The sequence below is a fragment of the Flavobacterium sp. J27 genome (genome assembly GCF_004303025.1).
Lineage (GTDB): Bacteria > Bacteroidota > Bacteroidia > Flavobacteriales > Flavobacteriaceae > Flavobacterium.
Genome location: NZ_PJQW01000017.1, coordinates 14,980 through 32,347 on the forward strand (window position 1 = coordinate 14,980; position 17,368 = coordinate 32,347).

The 17,368-nt window shown below is 30.7% G+C and carries 17 protein-coding genes, 1 tRNA gene, 1 pseudogene and 1 riboswitch; of the genes and pseudogenes, 7 read left to right on the forward strand and 12 right to left on the reverse strand.

Annotation, left to right across the window (positions count from 1 at the left end; all coding sequences use genetic code 11):
* Positions 1 to 310 precede the first annotated feature (310 nt).
* Positions 311 to 375: riboswitch (Fluoride riboswitch) on the forward strand.
* A gap of 39 nt (positions 376 to 414) precedes the next feature.
* Complete coding sequence (locus CX675_RS18190) at positions 415 to 1,719, forward strand: voltage-gated chloride channel family protein (RefSeq protein WP_130736682.1); 1,305 nt, start codon at positions 415 to 417, stop codon at positions 1,717 to 1,719.
* Positions 1,720 to 1,756: 37 nt separating this feature from the next.
* Here the strand turns inward: CX675_RS18190 and CX675_RS18195 are convergent, their stop codons facing one another.
* The 4 genes from CX675_RS18195 to CX675_RS18210 form a co-directional block, all read right to left on the reverse strand.
* Complete coding sequence (locus CX675_RS18195) at positions 1,757 to 2,185, reverse strand: hypothetical protein (protein ID WP_130736683.1); 429 nt, start codon at positions 2,183 to 2,185, stop codon at positions 1,757 to 1,759.
* 488 nt (positions 2,186 to 2,673) lie between these two features.
* Positions 2,674 to 3,456, reverse strand: coding sequence for a hypothetical protein (locus tag CX675_RS18200; RefSeq protein WP_130736684.1), 783 nt, complete (start codon positions 3,454 to 3,456; stop codon positions 2,674 to 2,676).
* 65 nt (positions 3,457 to 3,521) lie between these two features.
* Positions 3,522 to 4,109, reverse strand: a complete 588-nt coding sequence (locus CX675_RS18205; RefSeq protein WP_130736685.1) for a DUF1566 domain-containing protein — start codon at positions 4,107 to 4,109, stop codon at positions 3,522 to 3,524.
* Between the two features lie 322 nt (positions 4,110 to 4,431).
* Positions 4,432 to 4,505 (reverse strand) — tRNA-Met (locus tag CX675_RS18210).
* A 161-nt stretch (positions 4,506 to 4,666) separates the two neighbouring features.
* On the opposite strand from CX675_RS18210, the gene CX675_RS18215 reads away from it, so the two are divergent.
* On the forward strand, positions 4,667 to 5,059 hold the full coding sequence (locus CX675_RS18215) for an START-like domain-containing protein (RefSeq protein ID WP_130736686.1): 393 nt from the start codon (positions 4,667 to 4,669) through the stop codon (positions 5,057 to 5,059).
* A gap of 55 nt (positions 5,060 to 5,114) precedes the next feature.
* Entirely contained in the window at positions 5,115 to 5,957 is an 843-nt protein-coding gene (locus CX675_RS18220; RefSeq protein ID WP_130736687.1) for an aminotransferase class IV, read from the forward strand.
* Here CX675_RS18220 and CX675_RS18225 read toward each other — a convergent pair.
* The 5 genes from CX675_RS18225 to CX675_RS18245 all read right to left on the reverse strand — a co-directional run bounded on the left by CX675_RS18225 (position 5,950) and on the right by CX675_RS18245 (position 10,483).
* A complete protein-coding gene (locus tag CX675_RS18225) occupies positions 5,950 to 6,510 on the reverse strand; it encodes a YqgE/AlgH family protein (protein ID WP_130736688.1) in 561 nt (186 codons plus the stop codon). The two genes, CX675_RS18220 and CX675_RS18225, sit on opposite strands and share 8 nt — an antisense overlap.
* A 119-nt stretch (positions 6,511 to 6,629) precedes the next feature.
* Positions 6,630 to 6,902: an HU family DNA-binding protein gene (locus tag CX675_RS18230; protein WP_130736689.1), complete on the reverse strand. Its 273-nt coding sequence runs from the start codon at positions 6,900 to 6,902 to the stop codon at positions 6,630 to 6,632.
* A gap of 177 nt (positions 6,903 to 7,079) precedes the next feature.
* Positions 7,080 to 8,027 (reverse strand): methionyl-tRNA formyltransferase, encoded by a 948-nt coding sequence (gene fmt, locus CX675_RS18235; protein WP_130736690.1) that lies wholly within the window; start codon positions 8,025 to 8,027, stop codon positions 7,080 to 7,082.
* On the reverse strand, positions 8,027 to 9,910 hold the full coding sequence (locus tag CX675_RS18240) for an ATP-dependent DNA helicase RecQ (protein ID WP_130736691.1): 1,884 nt from the start codon (positions 9,908 to 9,910) through the stop codon (positions 8,027 to 8,029). The genes fmt and CX675_RS18240 overlap by 1 nt, the downstream gene beginning before the upstream one ends.
* Before the next feature lie 33 nt (positions 9,911 to 9,943).
* Positions 9,944 to 10,483: an AAA family ATPase gene (locus CX675_RS18245; protein WP_130736692.1), complete on the reverse strand. Its 540-nt coding sequence runs from the start codon at positions 10,481 to 10,483 to the stop codon at positions 9,944 to 9,946.
* A gap of 120 nt (positions 10,484 to 10,603) precedes the next feature.
* On the opposite strand from CX675_RS18245, the gene CX675_RS18250 reads away from it, so the two are divergent.
* The 3 genes from CX675_RS18250 to murA are packed head-to-tail and all read left to right on the forward strand — an operon-like array spanning position 10,604 to position 12,911.
* Positions 10,604 to 10,894 (forward strand): DUF493 family protein, encoded by a 291-nt coding sequence (locus CX675_RS18250; protein ID WP_165396089.1) that lies wholly within the window; start codon positions 10,604 to 10,606, stop codon positions 10,892 to 10,894.
* Between the two features lie 2 nt (positions 10,895 to 10,896).
* The gene (locus CX675_RS18255; RefSeq protein ID WP_130736694.1) at positions 10,897 to 11,595 is read left to right on the forward strand and encodes a DUF4290 domain-containing protein; all 699 of its coding nucleotides are present in this window, start codon (positions 10,897 to 10,899) and stop codon (positions 11,593 to 11,595) included.
* Positions 11,596 to 11,600: 5 nt separating this feature from the next.
* The gene (gene murA / locus CX675_RS18260; RefSeq protein ID WP_130736695.1) at positions 11,601 to 12,911 is read left to right on the forward strand and encodes a UDP-N-acetylglucosamine 1-carboxyvinyltransferase; all 1,311 of its coding nucleotides are present in this window, start codon (positions 11,601 to 11,603) and stop codon (positions 12,909 to 12,911) included.
* Positions 12,912 to 12,987: 76 nt separating this feature from the next.
* Here murA and CX675_RS18265 read toward each other — a convergent pair whose 3' ends face one another.
* The 3 genes and pseudogenes from CX675_RS18265 to CX675_RS18275 all read right to left on the reverse strand — a co-directional run bounded on the left by CX675_RS18265 (position 12,988) and on the right by CX675_RS18275 (position 16,462).
* Positions 12,988 to 15,450, reverse strand: coding sequence for a DUF5686 and carboxypeptidase regulatory-like domain-containing protein (locus CX675_RS18265; RefSeq protein ID WP_130736696.1), 2,463 nt, complete (start codon positions 15,448 to 15,450; stop codon positions 12,988 to 12,990).
* Positions 15,451 to 15,504: 54 nt separating this feature from the next.
* Positions 15,505 to 15,918, reverse strand: a complete 414-nt coding sequence (gene aroQ / locus CX675_RS18270) for a type II 3-dehydroquinate dehydratase (RefSeq protein ID WP_130736697.1) — start codon at positions 15,916 to 15,918, stop codon at positions 15,505 to 15,507.
* Positions 15,919 to 16,016: 98 nt separating this feature from the next.
* Positions 16,017 to 16,462 (reverse strand): annotated as a pseudogene (locus tag CX675_RS18275) (porin family protein).
* 200 nt (positions 16,463 to 16,662) lie between these two features.
* Between CX675_RS18275 and CX675_RS18280 the strand changes: the two are divergent.
* Positions 16,663 to 17,220, forward strand: coding sequence for a porin family protein (locus CX675_RS18280; protein ID WP_130736698.1), 558 nt, complete (start codon positions 16,663 to 16,665; stop codon positions 17,218 to 17,220).
* The last annotated feature ends 148 nt before the right edge of the window (positions 17,221 to 17,368 follow it).

Genomic DNA, 17,368 nt, shown 5'->3' on the forward strand with positions numbered 1-17,368 from the left:
AGATTTGTTCTCAAGATTTGTTAAATCAACTAAACCGTTAGTAGCAAATAAAGAATGAATGATATTTTTTATTTTATTTAAAAGCTAGAGTAAATTCTCCTCTTTGTTATCTATCCATTTCTTTTTATTTCTCATTAATTTCTTACTTAGCTTTACTTTTGGAGAATATTTCTTAAGGAAGCTTTCTGTAACAAATGTCAAATTTGATTATTCAAAATATACTTTTTTTTAGCTTTATTTCCGAAATGAAAGGTAGAGGTGTAATTTTTAACTAGTATTGTTTACGTGTTTTTTTTGTTTATATTTGTATTTCAAATTCGGCAATGAGGTCTGCCTTAAACCGTTCCACTCGGGACTGATGACATCTACTTTTAATGGCTTATGCTACAATAGAATCATTTATTTTAAGGCAATATGAATAATACAAAGCGTATAAAATTTTTAACCTCATTTGAGCAAATACCTTCATTAATTTATCTTTTAAAATGGATTTTTATTTGCTTGATATTAGGAATTATAGCAGGAAGTATTTCCGCTTTTTTTCTTTTAAGTTTGGAATGGGTAACAGATTGGAGAGAATCACATTTATGGATTATAGCGTTGTTACCCGTTGGAGGTTTTGTTATTGGTTTATCCTATCATTTGTATGGAAATAGTGTTGTAAAAGGAAACAATTTATTGCTTGAAGAATTTCATTCACCCAAAAAAATAATTCCATTTAGAATGGTTCCACTTGTTTTGTTTGGAACACTTTTAACCCATTTTTTTGGTGGTTCAGCAGGCCGAGAAGGAACGGCAGTACAAATTGGTGGCGCTGTTGCCGATAGATTCACAAAGATTTTAAAATTATCAAAAAGAGATAGACAAATAGTTTTAATTGCGGGTATAAGTGCCGGTTTTGCTTCTGTTTTTGGAACTCCTTTAGCGGGAGGAATTTTTGCATTGGAAGTACTCATTTTGGGTAGAATTCGTTTAGATGCTATAATTCCAAGTTTTATGGCTGCTGTTTTTGCTGATTATTTCTGTCAATTTTGGAATGTTACTCATACGAAATATAATGTTAATTTTGTAGTTGAAATGACACCAGTAAATCTTCTGTGGTCTTTATTAGCAGGCATTATTTTTGGGTTGGTCGCTATGTCTTTTTCTAAATTAACTCATTTTTGGAACAACCTTTTTAAAAACAATATAAAATACCCACCGCTTCGTCCCGTTATTGGAGGAACGATTTTAGCTATCGTCATATATTGTATGGGAACTACAAAATATATTGGATTAGGAATACCAACGATTATAGACGCGTTTAATACAAATTTAAATTCATATGATTTTCTATTAAAAATGTTGTTCACATCGTTTACGCTAGGTGCTGGTTTTAAAGGAGGGGAAGTAACCCCTTTGTTTTATATTGGAGCTACTTTAGGAAATGTTTTAATTTGGTTTATTCCATTACCAATGGATTTACTAGCTGGGATGGGATTTGTGGCAGTTTTTGCAGGTGCTACCAATACTCCTATAGCTTGTACGATTATGGGACTCGAACTTTTTGGGATAGAATCTGGTGTTTTTATTGCGCTGGCTTGTTCTACCGCATATTTATTTTCTGGGCATTCAGGTGTGTATTCTTCTCAAATTATAGGAAGTCCAAAACATAATTTATACATGCGAGAAAAAGGCTTGTCTTTATCTGAAATTGAAAAGAAAAGAAAGCAAAAGTAAAGGACTTTATACTGATAGTGAAATAGAGGACACCTTATCAATATCTCTTTTCTGTCACAATTCTGTAACCATGTTTACTCTCGCTCCAAGTCCAATTTCTAGCCTTCACATGAGATATAGCATCTTTTAAAGCACTATTGTTCTCTTTTCCAAAACCTACTCCATAAGTGTTTCTTTGACACCCTTTTGAGTCTGTTGTAGTTGCAATAACAATTACCATGTAATTTCCCATGTAATTTCCCCAATCTATATTGTCTTTACTTTCTACGTTTTCCCATCCTGGGTTATTTCTCTTTACATCTGCGACAGCTTTTTTTTCCAATTCATAGGATCCTAATTCACCATAATAAATTTGGTAACCTAAGTCGGTTGAGTTACAGCTGGTAGATTTTTTTGCAATAGATACAATAATGTTTGTTTGTTGCGCTTTTACAGTTAACCCTAAAAATAGTGAGATTGCACTCATAAAAATCATTTTTTTCATCGTTTTAAATTTTTAAGTTTTTGTTTTTTTTGCATACAATCTTGCTTATTATGTTTAACTTATACAGAAATACTATTTATTGAATTTATTTACTTAATTCAGTTGATAGTTTTACCCATTAAGCATATTTTTTTATTAATTATAAATAATGCAATATGTATAGCAAATGTTAATCTGGATAATCCAAATATATCTCGTTCTTTTTCGGGTTGCAATACTTAGTTATTGGTATTTTTACCTGCTATTTGTAAGTGTTTACATCTGTTTATTGATAAATAAATGCTATTGTTTAATAGATGTTTTTTTAGAGTAAAGTATTTTAAAACATGGAAGACACTAATAATACTATAATTTATAACGAAGAAAAATCGTGAACCTAGGAAGAAAACGGAAAGCAAATGTTTAGAAAATAATAAAAAAGAATTGCTTTATTCTTGGTACAAAATGGATCTGTTTTTATTACAAGTTTGCTAGTTTTCGCCATCCTGTTTTTCTCTATTATTTACTGTGATATTTTCTTTTTCAAAAACAAATTGTCCATTGATGTATTTAAGTTCTCCTTGTCTTATTGTATCAATGTCAAGCCCTTGAGAATACAAATAATTATTTCCGTATTGATATGTAAGTAGTTTTTTATCTGCATCATATTTTATATATGGGCTTTCTTCCATATTAACCCCATTTTCTTGACAAAAACCAAAATAGTTCTCCTGTTTTGATTTTACAATTGCATGTGTAATTATTGAATCCAAAGAAAATGAAATAAGGTGTGCAGTTTCGCAGTAGACAGTCATTACAGATGCTGGTCTTCTTGAGCTATTATCTATAATCAAATAGTTGTGATCTGGAAGTTTATAAATGGTGTCAATAGTTGTAAAATCAATTTGCTTAATTTTTTCTTTCTCTTTAAGGTTGAAATGAATCCAAGATTTCCAATCAGAATTACAATAAGCCCCACAACTTTCCATTTCAATTGTGAAAATTTTAAAAGAATTGTCTGGCGAATAAAAAACGTTACTATTTACAATATTTATTCTGTTTTCACTAAGAATACTGTCTATATGTTCTCTAGACATTGAGTCAGTATCTTCAATATAGTCTTTTATTACTTCATATTTATAATTTACTAAAATTAAAGAGTCTGATATATTGTCAAAAGTTTTATCATCTTGAAAAACTGTATCCGATTTGAACGAACATTTCAAAAAAATAACAGCAAAAATCAGGATGAAAAATTTTAAAGTTGTTGTCATTTTTTAAGTGTATGTTTTTTATTTATATTTTCCCCATTGTTTTTTAAGCAACATGTTTATATGTGTTATAAACTGTCAATATCCCTAACTAATCTAACACTCATGCCAAATTCAATTCCCTTCCAAGGACCAGTTGCCATTTGTTTTCCTCTGCTACCAGATGTTGCAAAGCCATCTATAAAACTTATATAACTTGATGTGTTTTTATTTGGAGTTGTTTTGCTCCAGAAGGCATATGCTCCATTTCCCCAGACATTTGAAGTATCTAATTCCTCAAATTGCTCTCTATATAATTTACGATCTTCTTTGCTTTGGTTAATACTGCGATATTCCTTTATCGTTGGAACTCGCCAATCTGAAAAGCCTGCATAATTTTCGGAATTTAACTTATCTTTCCACTGAAATATTTCTTCCCAGTCTCTTAAATATCGCTGTTTTATAATTCCAAAGTCCTTTTTCATCCATATTAAGTTTGAAGATGAATCAACTACGATTAAAGTAGAGTCGATGTTAGGTTGACTCTTTTTCACTATAGAATCGGTGTTAATTACGTTTTGTAATTCGTTTTTAGGTTTAGCTGAAGTTTTTCTATTATCACATGAGGAATTTATCAAACCTATTATGGTAACAAAGTATATGAGAGTTCTTGGCATTGTCTTTAACTTGTATATATGTTACAAAGTTACATAAAGTTAACCTTTTAGGTAGCTTTTTGGGTTAGCAATATAGTTTAATTTAAAACTTAACTACCACTACAATCTATTTCTAAGAGAATCTCTGAAAGAATAGTAAACATACCAGCGTTTCGATAAATCGCCTTTTGCATCGTATATTTTTGGTTTACTAAATGACTTCAAACCGTATGCGTTTTCGTATGCATTTGTTAAAATTATCTTAGTTAAAGATATAAAAAAAGCGGTTTCAAATTTCTTCAAAACCGCATAAAATCTAATGTTTTTAAGTATTTAACTTTCGTAGCGAAGACGGGAGTTGAACCCGTGACCTCAGGGTTATGAATCCTGCGCTCTAACCAACTGAGCTACCTCGCCATTATTTTGTTGGTTGTGCATCTCTCAATGCGGGTGCAAATATATAATTATTTCTTTTTACTCCAAACATTTTTTACTAAAATATTTTTTTAAAAAATCTGTTTTTTTCTTTTTGGTTTTTCAGATTATTCTCTATATATTTCCAAAATAAATTTTAAAAAATGGAAGTTAAATTAAAATACGAATTAGAATTCCCCATTCATGCCTCGCCTTCTTTATTATATCAATACATATCAACGCCTTCTGGTTTGTCTGAATGGTTTGCAGATAATGTAAATTCAAGAGGAGAACTTTTTACTTTTATTTGGGACGATTCTGAAGAGAAAGCTAAATTAATTGCCAAACGTACTGGAGAAAGAGTTAAGTTCCGTTGGTTAGATGAAGATGGTGGTGAAACAGAGTATTTTTTCGAAATTAAAATTATGGAAGATGAAATTACTAAAGATGTTTCTCTAGTAGTGGTAGATTTCTCAGAGGAGGATGAAATGGAAGAATCCAAATTGCTTTGGGAAAATCAAGTTTCTGATTTAAAACATGTGCTTGGTTCTGTATAAAAACTCAATATTATAAAGTATATTTGTCCCGATTTTAATCGGGATTTTTTTTATTATGGTAAATTATAATGGCACTATTTTAGAAAATAGTGGAATAGCTATCGAAGAAAATAGAGGTTTTTTGTTTGGAGACAGTGTGTTTGAAACGGTTCGGGTTTTGGATAAAAAAGTATTGTTTTTAGAAGATCATTATTTTAGGTTGATGGCGTCTATGCGTATTTTTAGAATGGAAATTCCGATGAATTTTACCATGGAATTTTTTGAAGAACAAATTTTATTACTAGTCAATGCTCAAGAAATTGATTGCCATTCGTTTCGTGTGCGACTCTCAATTTTTAGAAAAGAGGCAGGCTTTTATTTACCTAAAACAAATAATATTGCTTATGTGATTGCCTGTGTGCCTTTGGAAAGCGATATTTATGGTTTTAAAAAGACAGCTTATGAAGTTGAATTATACAAAGATGCCTACGTTACAAAACAACTTTTTTCTTCTTTAAAATCAAATAATAAAATCATACAAGTAGCTGGAAGTATTTTTGCTTCTGAAAATGGATACGATAATTGTCTTTTACTCAACGATGAAAAAAACGTGATTGAAGCTTTACAAGGGAATATTTTTATGCGAATGGGAAATACCATAAGTACACCACCTGTTACAGATGGTTGTTTAAATGGTATTATGCGAAAGCAGATTTTAAATTTAGCTAAGAAAAAAGAACAATATGAAGTTGTGGAGCAATCTATTTCACCTTTTGATTTGCAAAAAGCAGATGAATTATTTGTAACCAATGTAATTACAGGAATTCAGCCAATTACTAAATACAGAAAAAAGGAATATGAGGTAAAAACAGCTTCTGAGTTGCTTCAGGCTTTAAATGTGATGATCCGACTTAGTTAAGAATTGGATCCGATGGTGCGTTAGAGAATAATACATATTCACCACCTTGTTCCTGAATTTTTTCTTTCCAAAAATATTGAGTAGCTTGTGCTAAAAGTTCGCTTCTTTGTGTATTTTCGGTTATTATCCATGAATTTTCTTTTAATTCACTTTCTAACTGATTTACAGCCCAACCGCTATAACCTAGGAAAAAACGAATATTGTTTTTGGATATTTCGCCTTTGTTGATCAGTGTTTTTGTGGTTTCAAAATCTCCACCCCAATAAATTCCATGTGCAATTTCAATACTGTTTGGAATAATGTCTGGAATAGTATGAATAAAATAAAGATTGTCTTGTTCTACAGGCCCACCGTTATACACTTTAAATGAAGCTTCGATTTCTGGAACCAAATCATTTATAGTATATCCTAATGGTTTGTTTAAAATAAATCCTACAGATCCATCATTATTGTGCTCAGCTAATAATACAACTGATCGGTTAAATGAAAAATCTCCTAAAGTGGAAGGTTCTGCTATCAGCAAATGTCCTTTTTTGGGTAAAACTGATATCATAAGCAATGATTTTTATTTAAAATTATCAAAAAAAGTTTACAAAATCAAATATTTTTCTTAATAAATTAAAAAAAAATCCCGCTTTTGCGGGATTTTTTGATGTATGTAAAAAAATAAGATTAGTTTACAGCTCCGTCTAATTCTGCACCAGCTTTAAATTTAACTACATTTTTAGCAGCAATTTTAATAGTTTTACCAGTTTGAGGGTTTCTACCGTCTCTAGCCGCTCTTTTAGATACAGACCAAGAACCAAAACCTACTAATGAAACTCTCCCGCCTTTTTTCAAAGTTCCTTCAACGTTGCTTAAAAATGATTCTAAAGCTAATTTAGCAGCTGCTTTTGTAATTCCAGCAGAAGCTGCCATTGCATCGATTAATTCTGACTTGTTCATAATAAAATGTTTATTAATTTGGTTAAACTTAATTATTTCAACACAAATTTAGTCGTATAACTGAATTGTGCAAGTGTTTACAACTATTTTACCTTAAAATGTTAATAAAACAATGGTTTTGTTAATAACCTTGGTGTTTTTTGATAACAAAATCGATTTTGTCAGTATTTATAAGGCTTAAAAAGCGATTGCGTTTTCTGAAAATGCTATTCCATTCAATAATTCTCTTGTTTCCATTTTTCTTTTTCCAGGAAACTGTAAACTGTTTATTTGTAAATAACCATCTAGTGTAGCAATTTTCATTTCTTTTTTAGAAGTAACTATTTTTCCAATAACCTCTTTGTGTGATTCTGGTATAAATTGAATGTCATATAGTTTTACATTCCATTCATTTTCTTCATCTTTAATATAGGTCCATGCAGCAGGGTGGGGGTTTAGTCCTCTAATTAAGTTGTAAATTTCATTACCTTTCTTTTGCCAGTCTATTTTACAATTCTCTTTATTTAGTTTGTAAGCCGTTTTTAAAGCTCCTTTTTCTTCTTGAATAGTCGTTTGAACCGTGCCATTAGCAATAATATCTAAAGTTTCAATAACCGCTTGGCTACCTAAATGCATTAGTTTATCATGTAGAACACCTACAGTTTCATCATTTGCAATAGGCATTTCTTTGTGCAAAATCATAGCTCCAGTGTCTATTTTGTCGTCTATAAAGAAAGTGGTAACACCTGTTTTGGTTTCCCCATTTATAATAGCCCAGTTGATAGGTGCAGCACCTCTATATTGAGGTAACAAAGAGGCATGAAGATTAAATGTGCCATATTGAGGCATTTTCCAGACTACTTCTGGTAACATTCTAAAGGCTACTACTACTTGTAGATTAGCTTCCCAGCTTTTTAATTCGTTTAAAAAATCTTCCGATTTTAGATTTGTAGGTTGTAATAAATTCAAATTGTGCTCCAAAGCGTATTGTTTTACAGCGCTCATACTCACTTTTTGCCCCCTGCCTGCAGGTTTGTCTGGTGCAGTTATTACGCCTACAATTTCGTACGGACTATGATATATAGTATTGAGAATCCCAACGGCAAAGTCTGGTGTTCCCATGAATACGATTTTTAATTTTTCCATTATAATAAATAATATTGATTATAAGTATTGATTGCTATTTTATTTTTTTCTAATAATGTTTGTACCGCAAAGATAACTTGTTCTGTGGTTAAGTCTAAGCTATTTTGAATTTCTCTAGAGTTAGCATTTTTTTCTTTTAATAATTGCATTACTTTGTCAATCAAATTCAAATCAAGCGTGCTTTTTTGTGATACGCAATAGGAACAAATGCCACAAGGAGTTGTTGGTTTTTCATCAAAGTAAGCTAATAAAACATTGCTTTTGCATTGTTCAGCTGAGATATAATTCATTACACTTTTTAATTGGTTTACTTTTAATTCGTTTTGCTTTTCCAACGGTTTTGCAATCCGATTGATAGTTAAAGCATCTTCTCTTACTTCATTAAAGGTAATTCTACTATCATTGTTTTGAATGTGGAGTAAAATGTTATTGCTTTTTTCTAAATCGGTTATTGTTTTTAAGACTTCTTTTTCGTTGGTTCCCGATTTTTTAGCAATAAGATTCATATTGATTAATGTGTCTAATTCAAAAACACCAGGATAAGTCCTGAGAATAGTAGTAATAATTTCCTCCGATTTTGGATTTAAACTCATGTAGCGAATGACTTCTTTACTAGGAATTGTAAATTGGAGGCTTATCTTTTCAGAATATTCATTTTGAAGTGTAATTATGGCTTGTCGGTCTAAGTATTGTAATGCATTAAAAGTTTTGAGAACGGGAAAGTTATATTGTGTGCAAAATTGGTTCAGATTGAAATTAAATTGTTCATTAAAACCTTCTCCATAAGCTATTTGGAAATAATTATTGAGTTTGATATAAACTTCTTTTAAAAAGTCTTTATCAGACAAAGAGGTTAAGAATTGTTTTTTAGCCATGTCGATATCACCAACACTTACTAGTAAAATGCCAAATGCTTTTTCATTATTTCTTCCAGCCCGTCCTGCTTCCTGATAATAATTTTCTAAGTTTTCTGGCAGTTGAATATGAATTACTGTTTTTACATCAGGTTTGTCAATTCCCATTCCAAAAGCGTTAGTTGCTACCATAACTTGGACTTTGTTCTCTAACCAGAGTTGCATATTGTGTTCTTTTTCTTTGCTAGGCAAACCACCATGAAAGTAAGTGGCTGTAAAACCAAATGCTTCTAACTGGTGAGTTATTTCATGACATGATTTTCGGTTACGAACATATACGATACTCGACTGCGGATTCTTGCTTAGAATTTGTCTAACTTTATATAATTTATCTTCTGTTTCAATAACATGATAAGCCAAATTACTTCTAAAGAATGATTTTTGGAATAGTGCAGGAGTTTGTAGGCCTACGTTTTGTACAATATCTTCCTGAACGCGTTTTGTTGCCGAAGCGGTTAAGGCTAAAAAAGGAGTTTTTGGAAAATGTGCTTTTAAATCTTTGATTTTTAGATAGGAAGGTCTGAAATCATGTCCCCATTGGCTTACACAATGTGCTTCATCTATGGCAATTAAATTAATTGGAAGTTGTTTAATGCGTTCCACAACCCATTCTTGTTGTAATCTTTCAGGAGAAAGATACAGAAACTTATAATTTCCAAATTGGCAATTATCGAGTAAGTCAATGGTTTCGTTTTGTGAAATTCCACCTAAGAGGGCTATCGCTTTAATGTTTCGCTTTTGTAAATTTTGAACTTGATCCTTAATCAAGGCAATTAAAGGTGAAATAACCAAGCAAATACCATCCATTTGCATGCCAGGAACTTGGTAACATATAGATTTACCTCCGCTAGTAGGCAATAAAACAAAAGTATCGTTACCTTTTAAAACAGAATCAATAATGTCTTCTTGAAGCTCTCTAAAAGAGGGATATTTCCAATATTTTTGAAGAATTTGTAAAGATTCTGACATTCTTTTTAAAGGGACTTAGATAAAGTTACAAAATTATTTGCTGAGTTCATTCATGAGAAAAGCAACTCTGTTTTCAATAGTGTCTTTGGGAACATGAATGAGCTGATACCCATATTGTTTATAAGTGTTTTCTAAATGCGTTTGAATTTGAACAGCTTCTTCAAAAGATTCATAGCGTTCACTGTCACTAGTATAAATCTCTTCCCAAGGAGGTAATACAAAAACTTTAGAATATTTATGCTGTACACAGGCTTCGTGAAATTCATTAGGATACGTATCACCAATATAATTCATGTAAGCAATGACATCAGGCAAACCTCTGTCAATAAAAACAATGTCACTGTTTTCTTGTTTGGCTTTTTTAAATTGATGAATTCTTCCTTCTAATAATAGTTCGCTAAATAAAAGCGGTTGTTCTAGAAATAGCTGTTCAATTCCTTTTTTTTGAGCTTTTTGAATTACTTCTCTTGATATTTCAGGATAACAAATGTATCCTTTTTGTGTTAATGCATTAATTAAAGTTGTTTTGCCAGAACTTGGGCCACCAATTAAAACGATAATTTCTTTCTCCATTCCATTAAAAACTAAAACGCAAAAGTAAGTTTTTTTTAAAAAACTAGTCTATAAATTAAATTTATGTTCTTCAAAATATTAATTCTTAACTTAAAAAGGTATATTTGCTACTTTAAAAAAATGGAGATGGATAAGAAAACGGAAGACTTTTACATTCGTTTGAAAGAAGAATTGGCTAATACTTCTATATGGCCAACAGAATATTTATTTAAATTTATTGTTCCTTCAGATGTTGAAAAAGTTGAAAAAGTAGAAAACGCTTTCAATGAGATGGGAGCCGTTATCAATACAACACAATCTAAAACTGGAAAATACACTAGTGTGTCTATTAGTGTTCAAATGAGTAGCCCACAGAGCGTGATTGACAAATATCAAGAGTTGTCTGTGGTAGAAGGTATCATATCATTATAATTATGGAAATTAAAACGGAAGCAGTATCACAATTAGAATATAATTCATTGCGTGAACCATTGATTATTCCTGAATATGGAAGGCATTTGCAGAAATTAATCGATCAGATTACTGAAATTCAAGATAAAGAAGAACGTAATAAAGCGGCAAAATATGTCATTTCGGTAATGGGATCTTTAAATCCACATTTAAGAGATGTGCCCGATTTTCAGCATAAATTATGGGATCAGTTGTTTATTATGTCCGATTTTAAATTGGATGTAGATTCACCTTACCCAATTCCTTCTAGAGAAGCTTTAAATCAACGCCCAGAGATATTGCAATACCCGCAAAACTTTCCTAAATATCGTTTTTACGGAAACAATATTACCTATATGATTGATGTGGCTATAAAATGGGAAGAAGGAGATTTAAAAAGTGCTTTAATATTGGTTATTGCAAACCATATGAAAAAATGCTATTTAAGCTGGAATAAAGAAACGGTTGAAGATGAAGTTATTTTCCAACATTTATTAGAATTATCTGATGGGAAAATTAATTTGTTTAAATCTAATGAAGAACTTTCAAATTCACATAATTTAATGAAAGTGAACAAAAAAGTTTCTAATAAATCGCAATTTAATTCTGGAAATAAAAGCACGAATTCTAAAAATCACAAAAAGAAAACAAATAATAACCCTAAAAACCACAAAAGAAATTAATTTTCATGGGAACATTTAAAATAGAAGGAGGCAAGCCGCTTAAAGGTGAAATTACTCCACAAGGAGCTAAAAATGAAGCGTTACAGGTTTTGTGTCCTGTATTGTTAACGTCTGAAAAAGTTAGAGTTACGAATATTCCCGATATTATTGATGTTAATAAATTAATTACACTACTAGGTAATTTAGGAGTTAAAATTCAAAAGAACGGAGCAGGAGATTATACTTTTCAAGCCGATGAGGTAAATGTTGATTATTTAAAAACAGAAGCTTTTAAGAAAGAAGGTGGTAGTTTGAGAGGTTCAATTATGATTGTAGGGCCGTTATTAGCACGTTTTGGATGTGGTTATATTCCAAAACCAGGTGGTGATAAAATTGGTCGTCGTCGTTTAGATACTCATTTTGAAGGGTTTATCAATTTGGGTGCCAAGTTTAGATATGAAAGGGAAGATCATTTTTATGGTGTTGAAATAGATGGTAAATTGCAAGGAACTTACATGTTACTTGATGAAGCTTCAGTTACTGGAACAGCAAACATTGTTATGGCTGCGGTTTTAGCGGAAGGAACAACTACAATTTACAATGCAGCTTGTGAGCCTTATTTACAGCAATTGTGTAAAATGCTGAATTCGATGGGAGCCAAAATACAAGGCATTGGTTCTAATTTATTAACCATTGAAGGCGTGGAATCGTTAGGAGGATGTGAGCATAGAATTCTTCCTGATATGATTGAGATTGGTTCTTGGATAGGCCTTGCTGCTATGACAAGAAGTGAAATTACGATTAAAAATGTAAGTTGGGACAATTTAGGACAAATTCCAAATGTATTTCGTAAGTTAGGTATTACTTTAGAAAGAAAAGGAGATGATATTTATATTCCTGCTCATAAAGATGGTTATAAAATAAAAACGGATATTGATGGCTCTATTTTAACTGTTGCAGATGCACCTTGGCCAGGATTTACTCCCGATTTGTTGAGTATTGTTTTGGTGGTAGCAACACAAGCAGAAGGAGATGTTTTAATTCATCAAAAAATGTTTGAAAGCAGATTGTTCTTTGTGGATAAATTAATTGATATGGGAGCCAAAATAATGCTTTGTGATCCACATAGAGCTGTAGTAATGGGACATAACTTTCAATCGCAATTAAAAGCAACAACAATGAGTTCTCCAGATATTCGTGCTGGAATTTCTTTACTAATTGCTGCTTTAACTGCTAAAGGTTCGAGTACAATTCAAAATATTGAGCAAATTGATAGAGGTTATGAAAGAATAGATGAACGATTAAGAGCTCTTGGAGCTGATATTGTGAGAGTATAAATCATTTTCAAGATATAATAAAAAATCCAAATTCATTTTTTTGAATTTGGATTTTTTTATGGATAATTACTTATAATTAAAAACGTAATCCAAATAGAATTCCGTCTCCTTGGAAACCGTTTTGATAGGCTCTCACATAATCAATTCGTAAAAATCGGAATTTGCCAAAACCAATATTATCAAAACCAACACTAAATTCTTGATATGGTTTTACATTAGGAACATTAATTTGGTGAAAACCACCTACTAAATTCCATTGTAATTTGTTTACTAAAGGAATTTTATTCATAATATATCCTTTAAAATTATGTTGTACATGCGTTTCTATATACGAGTCATTGGTAGAATGTGTGTAATAAGGCAATAAATTGAAAGCATTTGTATAATTACCTCTAAAATTTACATGGGTTTGGTTTCCATTAAAGTGTTTGTAATCTATAAAAGAAATGCCTTCTGCATTAAAGAATTTTCCACCTCTTATGTTAATGTCAAATTCTCCTTTGTTTCCAAATGTTTTGTTGTAATCAATACGAGCCGCTACAAAATCATAATTATAATTAGATTCGCTACCTCCAAAAGTCTTTTCGTATGCCAAACTTAGTACTGGATAATTGTCATTTTGAATATTTATTTTTCCGTCTGGTCTAGAGATATATTTTTGACCAAAACGAATTCGTGTAGAAATACTAGCTTTATACAAACTATGTTTTTCAAATCCAGAAGTATAGTTAAATGGATTTAAAGGGTCGTTTGAAGTATAAATATCCTCTTTTTTAGTTGCAGAATAATCCGTGTTGTTAAAAAGCGCATGTCTGTTTTCATAGGAAACTTTAGCATTGGCAAAAATACCATTAACCACTTCTTGTCCGTAATTAATTTCAGCAAACTCTTTATTGTACAATTTCATAAAGTTGTTTCTGAAGAAAAGTGAACTAACTGTGTTTACAAAGTGTGGAATAGGATCGTTACTATTAAATTGACTTACAGTACTACCTCCTGAAAGCGATAGATTAGCATAATTTTTATTGTTAAATCGGTGATAATAACGGCCCGTAACGCGTAATCTGTCTTCAGCAAATCCATAATTAAATTTGGAACTAAGAGATGTGAATTTACCCGTTTCTTCATTCCATTTTCGAAAAGAAAAACCACTTTCCAAATTATAACCTTGCACCGTATTAAAACCTGAGGAAGTAAAATTAACTAAACCTTCATAAGAAAGGCTCCAGTTTTTATATGAATTTTTATAAGTATAGCCACCAATTACATCAAACGGTTTGAATTTGTTGGATTTGGCATCGATAGAATCTAAATAGGTTTGCGATTTTCTTACAATTTGAATGCTGTCTTTTTTAGTATAATTAGTGACTTCTTCCTCTGTTAATGGAACGGGTCTATTGGATTGCCAATAAGAATCTTCTTTTTTGTTTGCGTTTTCAGCAAAAGTCACTATTTCCTTGCCAAAAGTCTTTTTTTCAAAGCTTTCTTTAAAGTGGTAATTGCTAAAAACATGGGTAAATTTTCCCGTAAACTTCATTCCAAAAATACCAGCATCAAAATCTAACGATTGTACATTTTTTACCCAAAGTTTTTCCTCTTTGTTGTAGCTGAAATTTTGAATTAATTTCATGGTTTCCAAAATAGGCTGTTGCATGCGATATCCTTTAATATCCAAATCGATACCATAAATAGCCCAAGTGTCTTCAACAATGTAGATGTAACCCTCAAAAACGGGTTCTTTATCTCTTTTTGGTGTAACATTAATTTTATTAATCAATTGTTTTTTATCATCATAGAAGGTGCTTTCTAATTTATATCGATAATAATTAAAGGCATTATCTGCAATTGGAGAAATCATGTTAATACCAAAATCGACATAGTTTTCATAGAAATCATAATTGGTATTCAATGCGGTATTGTAACTGAAACCATTATCATTTCCAGCTATTTTTGAAGCAATAATTTCTTCTTTTAGGTTATTTGGTTTTTCAAACTTTATTTTAGAAACAGTTTCCGATAAATAGATAACACCACTTCTTGTAGAATCTAGACTTCCGTCTAAATCACCAACTTCAACTCCCATAAATTTTTCAGGAATATCTTTTACTCTAAAAATTCCTCTGGAATAAAAATCAGCTTCAAATTTATCGGTTTTGTCAGCATTTATTTTTTTATTAGCAATAGCTTTTTTGATAATTTCATCAGCCGGATTAATGCCATTTTGTACGACTACCTCATTCAATTGAAAATCTTCTTCTTGTAATGTAACATCATAAACAAAAGGAGATTGTGTAATATTTAATACATGTTTTTGTGTTTTATATCCTAGATATTGAAATAATAAAGTTACGTTTTTAGAAGTGTTTACATTCAATTCGTACTTACCATTTTCATTAGTTGTAGTGCCCATATAAGTGTTTTCGATATAAATGTTTACATAGGGTAGTGCATTACCATTACTATCTGTTACAGTTCCTTTGATTTGGGCTAAAATAAAGCTACTAGTTAAAATAAATACTAGCGTAAATAAATTTTTCATTGTTGTTATGGGTTTATTCAATAGACGCTTTTGTTTAAAAAATGGTTGTATGAATTATAAAAAAGAATGAACGGCTAATTCATAACTTTTTAATCCAAAACCAATAATAACACCTTTAGCATTTGGAGAAATATACGATTGATGTCTAAAATCTTCTCTAGAAAAAGTATTAGAAATGTGAACTTCAATAACTGGAGTGGTAATGCCTTTAATAGCATCTCCAAGACCAATAGAGGTATGTGTGTAGGCGCCAGCATTTAAAATAATACCATCATATGAAAATCCTACTGCATGAAGCTGGTCTATTAGTTCGCCTTCGATATTGCTTTGAAAATAAGTGAAAGAAATTTCGGAAAATTTACTTTTTAAAGAAGTAAGATAGTCTTCAAAAGTTAAATTACCATAAATTTCAGGTTCTCTCTTTCCTAACAAATTGAGATTGGGGCCATTAAGTATTGCTATTTTCATATCTGTTTTAGATTTTGAGTAAAAATAAAAAAACCATTCGTTAGAAGAATGGTTTTATAAAAAGTTTATGATTTTTAGAATAAAATTCCTGCGGAAAATTAGAAAACACTATTTTTAATTTTAGTGTCGTTCGCTATTTCGCTTAGACTTAAAATATATCTTGCTTCAACAAATATATGATTTGTAATATCGATGCCTAAACCTCCATCTATAGAAAATTCAAAAGAATTATAATCGTTTAAATTGAATTCGTTTTTTTACTCAATAAAAAAGAAGCTTGTGGTCCAAGTTGTAATGATAAACTTTTACTGAGTCCTATTTTTACAAAAACTGGTAATGATAAATAACCTAATTTATTTTTAAATTCTTGAGTAGCATTTTCATGTGAAGCTTCTCGTTGAACAGCAAATTTATTGTTTGTTTTGATAACTCCCAATAAACCAGTGTGATAACTAGTAATTGCATCTGTTTGAATAGAAGTGCCAGTTATATTGGCATAGTTTAAGCCTCCTTTAATTTCTAATTTTAGAGTTTGATAGTTCATTATGAAGGAAATACATAATAAAATTAGTGTTAAAAAATGTTTATTTTTCCTGTTTTTTAATGAGTTGCGTTTTTTTAATTGACTGATATACAGTGCTTCATATAAAATATGTTAAAAAAAATGTTAATAAAGGGATTGCTTTTGTGATTTTCTTTTAAAAAAAAGTATAAATTTGTTATAATAACTAAAATTTAATAACAATGAAAAAATTATTTTTTGCTGCTGCTGCAGTGTTAGCGTTTGGTGTAACTAACGCACAAGAAGTGAAGTTTGGTGCAAAAGCGGGTTTAAATTTATCTACTCTTACAGGAGATGATGACACTTCAATGAAAGTTGGTTTTCAAGTTGGAGGTTTTGCAGAAATAGGTATTTCTGATAAATTTGCTATTCAACCAGAATTATTGTATTCAGCTCAAGGAACAAAATATGATGGTGCTGGAGATCCTTCTTTAAACTTAGATTATTTAAACATCCCTGTTATGGCGAAATATTATGTAACAGAAGGGTTTAGTTTAGAAGCAGGGCCACAAATAGGCTTCTTGTTATCTGCAAAAGCAAAATCGGATGGAGGCGATGTCGATTTTAAAGATTATGTTAATTCTACAGATTTTGGTCTTAATGTTGGTGCAGGTTACGATGTAACTGAAAACATTAATTTAGGATTAAGATATGGTTTTGGTCTTAGTGATGTGAATAAAGAAGGAGATGATAGTATTAAAAACAGTAATTTTGCGTTTGCTGTAGCATACAAATTCTAATCTTTTTATAGAAAAAATTAAAATCCCGTAATATACGGGATTTTTTTTTGTTTGATAGTTAGATACTTACGTTTTTTATGTTTTTTTTAATACTTTTTTTCTTGCCAGAACCCAATTATTCTCTAGCTTTGCCTTCACAAATTTTTTA